5 protein-coding genes are annotated in these 6,167 nt (G+C 32.5%); 2 read left to right on the forward strand and 3 right to left on the reverse strand.

Annotation, left to right across the window (positions count from 1 at the left end; all coding sequences use genetic code 11):
- Positions 1-358: 358 nt before the first annotated feature.
- Genes LB941_RS12125 through LB941_RS12135 form a run of 3 tightly spaced genes read right to left on the reverse strand, consistent with a single transcriptional unit; the run spans position 359 to position 3,463 of the window.
- The gene (locus LB941_RS12125; RefSeq protein ID WP_253362249.1) at positions 359-1,201 is read right to left on the reverse strand and encodes an energy-coupling factor transporter transmembrane component T family protein; all 843 of its coding nucleotides are present in this window, start codon (positions 1,199-1,201) and stop codon (positions 359-361) included.
- Positions 1,201-2,904 (reverse strand): ABC transporter ATP-binding protein, encoded by a 1,704-nt coding sequence (locus LB941_RS12130; protein WP_253362250.1) that lies wholly within the window; start codon positions 2,902-2,904, stop codon positions 1,201-1,203. The genes LB941_RS12125 and LB941_RS12130 overlap by 1 nt, the downstream gene beginning before the upstream one ends.
- Position 2,905: 1 nt before the next feature.
- Positions 2,906-3,463, reverse strand: coding sequence for an ECF-type riboflavin transporter substrate-binding protein (locus tag LB941_RS12135; protein ID WP_253362251.1), 558 nt, complete (start codon positions 3,461-3,463; stop codon positions 2,906-2,908).
- 463 nt (positions 3,464-3,926) lie between these two features.
- On the opposite strand from LB941_RS12135, the gene LB941_RS12140 reads away from it, so the two are divergent.
- Together LB941_RS12140 and LB941_RS12145 are read left to right on the forward strand one after the other, a co-directional pair.
- Entirely contained in the window at positions 3,927-5,363 is a 1,437-nt protein-coding gene (locus LB941_RS12140) for an amino acid permease (RefSeq protein WP_425270547.1), read from the forward strand.
- A 493-nt stretch (positions 5,364-5,856) separates the two neighbouring features.
- Entirely contained in the window at positions 5,857-6,051 is a 195-nt protein-coding gene (locus LB941_RS12145; protein WP_253362252.1) for a hypothetical protein, read from the forward strand.
- Positions 6,052-6,167: the final 116 nt, after the last annotated feature.

Raw genomic sequence — 6,167 nt, forward strand, 5'->3', positions numbered from 1 at the left:
CTTTTCCACCCGCAAAGCAGGTGGTTTTTTGTTTCGCACGCAAGCGAGCTCAACTAGGTCTAAAGACAAAATAAAAAGCGCTGATTCAATAAGAATCAGCGCCAATCACACATCACCAAAATGTCTAGGAATTTTAAAATCTATTATTGATTTCAAACACACCAAAACGTGAAGCGTAATTGACGCGCTTCACAACAACATGTATTGAATGAATTCAATTTAAACATATTCATTTTGGTGACCTCCTAATAAAGTTGTTTATAGAATACACTTATTAATTCAAAGTGTCAATTCTTAATAAAAAAATTTCAGTCGCAATTCATACTTAACTATACTAAACTTAGATTCAATACTTTCTTTAATTTTCTAAAAATGGATTCCAAAAACGACCATTATTTATCTTAAACAAGATTATCCCAATAACAACAATAAACAAAATAACTATCATCGCAAAATAATCTGCGAACTTAAATGATTGCGCTTTATACCATGTTCGCTTTTTATGATGTCCAAAACGGCGTAAAGACATTGCCTGACTAATAACTTCTATCTTATCTAGACTTGTAAAAATTAATGGCAATATTATTTGGATTACGCCTTTTATACGCGTTTTTAACTTGGCCTTCTTGGATATTTCATAGCCACGTGCTTGCTGAGCTAAACTAATTGTTTTATAATCGCGTTGAATATCAGGAATATAACGTAATGTGATTTCTACCGCATAACTTGTTCGGTATGGAATACCAATTTTATTTAGACTAGCTGCAAATTCACTTGGTTCCGTTGTTAATAAGAAAACCAACGCCAAGGGCACTGCAAAAGTATACTTTAATAGTATATTAAACAAATATAACAATTCTTCTAAAGAAAGGTTAAAATAATTTTGCCTTTCTCCTAACAACATATGTTGCGAATGATAGATGGTTATTCCATAATCTGGTGCAAATAAGTATACTAGGACTATATTGAAAATTGCAAATGCTGCAATTACCCCTATCACAAACGAGATTTCTTGAAATTTAATTTGAGATTTAAAAAAAAGAAATAGCGAAAATAAAAAGATTCCCACCAAAAAACGGGTATCAAAAGTTAGCATTCCAATAATCGACATACTTATAAATCCAATTAACTTTGTGCTCCCACTTAAACGATGTAAAAACGTGTCCCGCTCACTATAGCCTACATAAAATCGCTTTGCCATTAGCGTTCCTGCCTTTCTGCTTGAATAAACTTTGCAACAAAATCTGTGGCAGACGGTACATTAAAACGTTTTGCAAGAGTATACAAACTAGTTTTAGCTAATGATGCTCGTTGTAAAATATTCTCATCCGTCAAAACCCGAGCAGGAACATCGTCCTTAATTATTTTTCCACCATCTAACACAATAGTCCTATTAGTATATTCAAGCATTAAGTGCATATCATGCGTAATTAAAATTATTGTAAGTTGTCTTTTCTTTTGCAGTTCTTCTAAAAACGTCATTATTTCAGTATAATGTTTTAAATCTTGCCCTGCAGTTGGTTCATCTAAAATTATAATTTCAGGTTCAAGTACAAGAATTGCTGCAATTGTAACCCGCTTTTTTTGTCCAAAACTCAAAGCAGTTATTGGCCAGTTTCTCATTTCATATAAGCCACATATTTGAAGAATTTTTTTTACCCGTTTTTCTATCTTTTCTTTGGTAACTTTTCTTAACTCTAATCCTGATGCCACCTCATCGTATACTGTTGTTTTTGAAATCATTTGATTTGGATCTTGTAAAATATAGCCAATATACGATGCTCGTTGTTTTACTGATAAATCTGTAAGATTTTTTTCTCTTAAGTACATAGAACCGCTTTGTGGCTCTAAAAAACCTGTAATTATATTACTTAGCGTTGATTTTCCTGTTCCATTTCGTCCCACTAAACTAATAATTTCACCTTGATTGATAGTAAGTGAAAGATTTGAAATAATCCTTTTACCATTTTCATAAGCAAAGTTTAAGTTACTTAATCTAAGTAACTCTGTATCACTACCTTTTTTTTGCAAAAGATTCGTTTTTGCCGTCCATTCTATAAGTTTATCAGCTAATCCAGCTCCTTCTATAGTTTCTGGATGCTCAATTTTTTTGCAAGTCTCAATTGATATTCCGCTTTTTTTTACTGCACTTATATATAATGGTTCACGTAATCCAAGTGTCTTTAATTTAGATGTTTTTAAGATATTAGCAGGCTTACCATTTGCTACTATTTTTCCATCTTGCAAAATAACTAATCGATCAATATCTGCAAACAAAACTTCTTCAATTCGATGTTCAATGATAACTACCGTCAATCCTTGTTTTTTAGCCAAATTCTCGATGAGCTGCATAGAAGCTACTTCAGCTGCTGGATCTAGACTTGCTAATGGTTCATCAAAAAGAAGTATTTGACTTTCATCAATCAAAACACCCGCCATCGCTACTCTTTGTTTTTGTCCACCTGAAATCTCTTGTGGTGAATGCTGTAGTAATTCCGTCAACTTCAACTTTTGCGACCAGTTAGCAACTGCTCGTTTCATTTCCTCTTGAGCTATACAATCATTTTCAAGTGAAAAAGCTATATCTTCAGCCACCGTCAAACCAACAAATTGACTATCGCTATCTTGCAAAACTGTCCCTACATCAAAAGACAATTCAAATAATGAACTATCCACTACTGACTTACCATTTACAAAACAATTTCCTTTAACGATTCCTGGATACGCATGTGGGATAAGACCATTGATACAGCGACCTAACGTTGACTTACCAGAACCAGAAGCGCCAGCAATAAGAACTTTTTCTCCTGGATAAATATCCAAATTAATGTCTTTTAATGTTTCTTCAGCTTGTGATTCATATTGGAATGAAAAATTTCTAAAACTTATGAGTGATTCAACCATCTTATTTTTCCTTCTTCAAACTACCACGTTTAACCCTTGTTTTTGCATATATGACTAATAACAACGTCCCAATAACAGCAACTGAAATGCTATTAACAATCCATGTAGCTACACCTTGTAAATACACTTTACTTGCAGGCTCATGGTAAATTAAAATATCACCTGTTGGCGCTAGCAAGACCCATGCTATAAAATTAATAATTATTTGATATACATTAAATAAAACTAACTTCAATTTTGAAAGTGAGCCACTTTGAATGTCAAGTTGTTTTTTTAACATCCCAAAAGCTACACCTACTAGTCCATCTACAATAACCCATGTCCACCATGGTGAACCATATGTTAAAAAGTCATTTAATGCATGCCCGATAAACATTGCCAATCCTGCAGCTACAGGACCATATATTGCTGCTAAAAGTGGTAAAAAGCCGACTGCAACATTAATTTGAGTATCCGCAATTCCCGTTGGAATAGCAACAAATTTCATTAAGATAAAAATAATTGCTGCACCAATTCCCGTTGCAACAACAGTTTGAACTGAGTTATTCTTTTTTTGCATTATAAGCACATCCTTCAACTAAAATAAAATTTTCTAAATTATGCACAACAATTAATTAACATTAAGATATGTCATATCAAAATACCCTACTATCTAAATTTAAAATATATCTTAATTTGCTTAAATTTCAAGAAAATTAATGACATAATTTTACACCAAACTATTATCAAATGCAATTTAACGAGATTTACCTCTTAGAACAAAACTCTGAATTTTTGCTAGACCGCTCAATTTAATTGCGTATGCTCTATTGTCATAAAACATTACATATTTTTTAACTATTTGTTTTTATATTTAAATTATTTTTTCTCAATCTTATATTTATATAAAATGGCAATTATTTTTTTGCTATAATGGCAAAATAGATAGTTTCTGCATCCCTTTCATGTTATGAAATATAACATTATTCCAATTTATTATTTGACATTCTAAGAATTTGATTGTAAAATTATGAGCACATCAAATGAAAGGTGATGTTTTTATGAGTAGTGGTGTCTTTCGCAAAAAAACTGTAGCTGAACTAACCAAGGGAACAAGTCCTCTTAAACGCACTTTGCGTACAATGGATCTGACTTTTCTTGGAATTGGAGCTATTATAGGTACTGGGATTTTTGTTTTAACTGGTAAGGGTGCTTTAACTGCAGGACCTGCATTATCATTATCATTTTTAATAGCTGCTGTTTGTTGTGGCTTTGCCGGTTTGTGTTATGCAGAATTTGCTTCAATTGCTCCTGTCGCTGGATCAGCTTATACATATTCTTATGTGGCATTCGGTGAAATTATCGCATTTATTATCGGTTGGGATTTAATTTTAGAATATGCATTGGGTGCAGCAACTGTTTCTGCTGGCTGGTCAGGTTATTTTGTTGACTTACTCAAAAACTTAGGTATTCACATTCCAACAGTTCTAACAGCGGCTCCTGGCACAACAACGGGTGTTCATACAATTTTTAATCTACCTGCATTCTTAATAGTTCTTGTTATCACATGGATTATATCTGTTGGTATTAATCAAACAAAACGCGTTAATGATACTATGGTTATTTTAAAATTAGCAGTTATTGTTTTGTTTATTATCTGTACAATTTGGTATATTAAGCCTCATAATTGGACACCATTTTCTCCATATGGTTGGTATTCAACTCATGCTGGCTCTAAAGCAGGAATAATTCCGGCAGCCTCAATTGTTTTCTTTTCATTTATTGGCTTTGATTCCGTTGCCTCTAGCGCTGAAGAAACAATTAATCCAAGCAAAACTTTACCTCGTGGTATTTTGCTTTCTCTGTTTATCTCAACTATTCTCTACATTATCATGACATTAATCATGACTGGAGTTGTTAAATATACAGTATTCAGTAAATACCTTGATGCACCTATTTTAGCTGTTCTTGCCGCAACAGGTCAAACTTGGCTGTCTATCATTGTCAGCATTGGTGCTATTTTAGGTATGACTACTGTTATTCTTGTTCAATTATATGGTCAATCTAGAATTACTTACTCCATGTCGCGTGATGGTTTGTTCCCTAAGTTTTTCGGTGATGTTAGCTCTAAATATCAGACACCCTTTAAAGGAACTTGGTTCTTTGGTATTGTAACTGCAATTGCTGGTGGGTTTATCAACTTAAACATTTTGTCTGAACTTGTTAATATCGGGACTCTTACTGCATTTATTTTGGTATCTGCTGGTGTTTTATGGATGCGTAAAACACAACCCGACCTCCACCGTGGCTTTAAAGCTCCTGGTGTTCCAGTTACCCCAATCATTGCTATCATTTTCTGTCTTGTTCTTATTGCAGGACTTAACTGGGAAACTTGGTTACGTTTCGTTATTTGGTTTGCAATAGGTATGGTTTTATATTTTGCTTATGGACGTAAGCATTCAATTATGAATAACCAATAAATTATGTAGATGCACTCTACTCAACACAATTAAAAAAGTATCGCATGAAATTATTTTCTAGCGATACCTTTTTTATATTCACAAAATAAAATACTTTAACATTGCTTACTCTCTAGTATTTTTAGAATATTAAAAAAGTGCTGATGCTTAGAATTCATCAACACTCTACATTAATATCTATTTTAACGACGACGTTCTGGGATACGAGCTGCCTTACCGTGTAATGCACGAACACGACATAGGTATTTATTTGATATTTTAATCATGTTCAAATAATAGTTTCTACTATGTATATACGCAAAAATAGAATATATTTAGTATGTGTTTAATATTTATATTGTATGTATATTCGTGCCCCTTTTGTGCCCCTTTTTTAGTTATTAATCGAAGTACCATCGTTAGAAATATTCTAAGCCGATTGCTCGGCTTATTTTTTTGTATGGTGTTATTATAATTGTGTTAGGTAAATAAAAAAGAAAAGTGGAGATTCAAGATGAAAAAATTAGAATTTAACGAAATAGATAGCAAAGAAATTGAAGTTTTAGTTAACGGAAAATTATATGGAGTTTTAAAATTTGACCAAAAACAAAAAGTTTGGCTTTTTGTTCTAAAAGATGTCAATAATATAGTTAAATGTTTTAAAAGCTTGGAAGAAACAAAAGAGGCAATCGAAGATTCAATAGATTAACATCGATTTAATTTCAGCGCGACAAATTAGGCCACTTCGTGTGGCTTATTTTTTAGCCAAAAATAATTCAAAAAACTTTAAAAATGAAAGCATACACAAAAATCCCACCTCGATTA

The sequence above is a fragment of the Ligilactobacillus ubinensis genome (genome assembly GCF_024160875.1).
Taxonomy (GTDB): Bacteria; Bacillota; Bacilli; order Lactobacillales; family Lactobacillaceae; genus Ligilactobacillus; species Ligilactobacillus ubinensis.

Bases quoted from the DNA above. Each gene is read 5' to 3' on its own strand.
- LB941_RS12125 (WP_253362249.1), bottom strand. From the start codon at position 1,201: ATGGCAAAGCGATTTTATGTAGGCTATAGTGAGCGGGACACGTTTTTA.
- LB941_RS12140 (WP_425270547.1), top strand. From the start codon at position 3,927: ATGAAAGGTGATGTTTTTATGAGTAGTGGTGTCTTTCGCAAAAAAACT.
- LB941_RS12135 (WP_253362251.1), bottom strand. From the start codon at position 3,463: ATGCAAAAAAAGAATAACTCAGTTCAAACTGTTGTTGCAACGGGAATT.
- LB941_RS12130 (WP_253362250.1), bottom strand. From the start codon at position 2,904: ATGGTTGAATCACTCATAAGTTTTAGAAATTTTTCATTCCAATATGAA.
- LB941_RS12145 (WP_253362252.1), top strand. From the start codon at position 5,857: ATGAAAAAATTAGAATTTAACGAAATAGATAGCAAAGAAATTGAAGTT.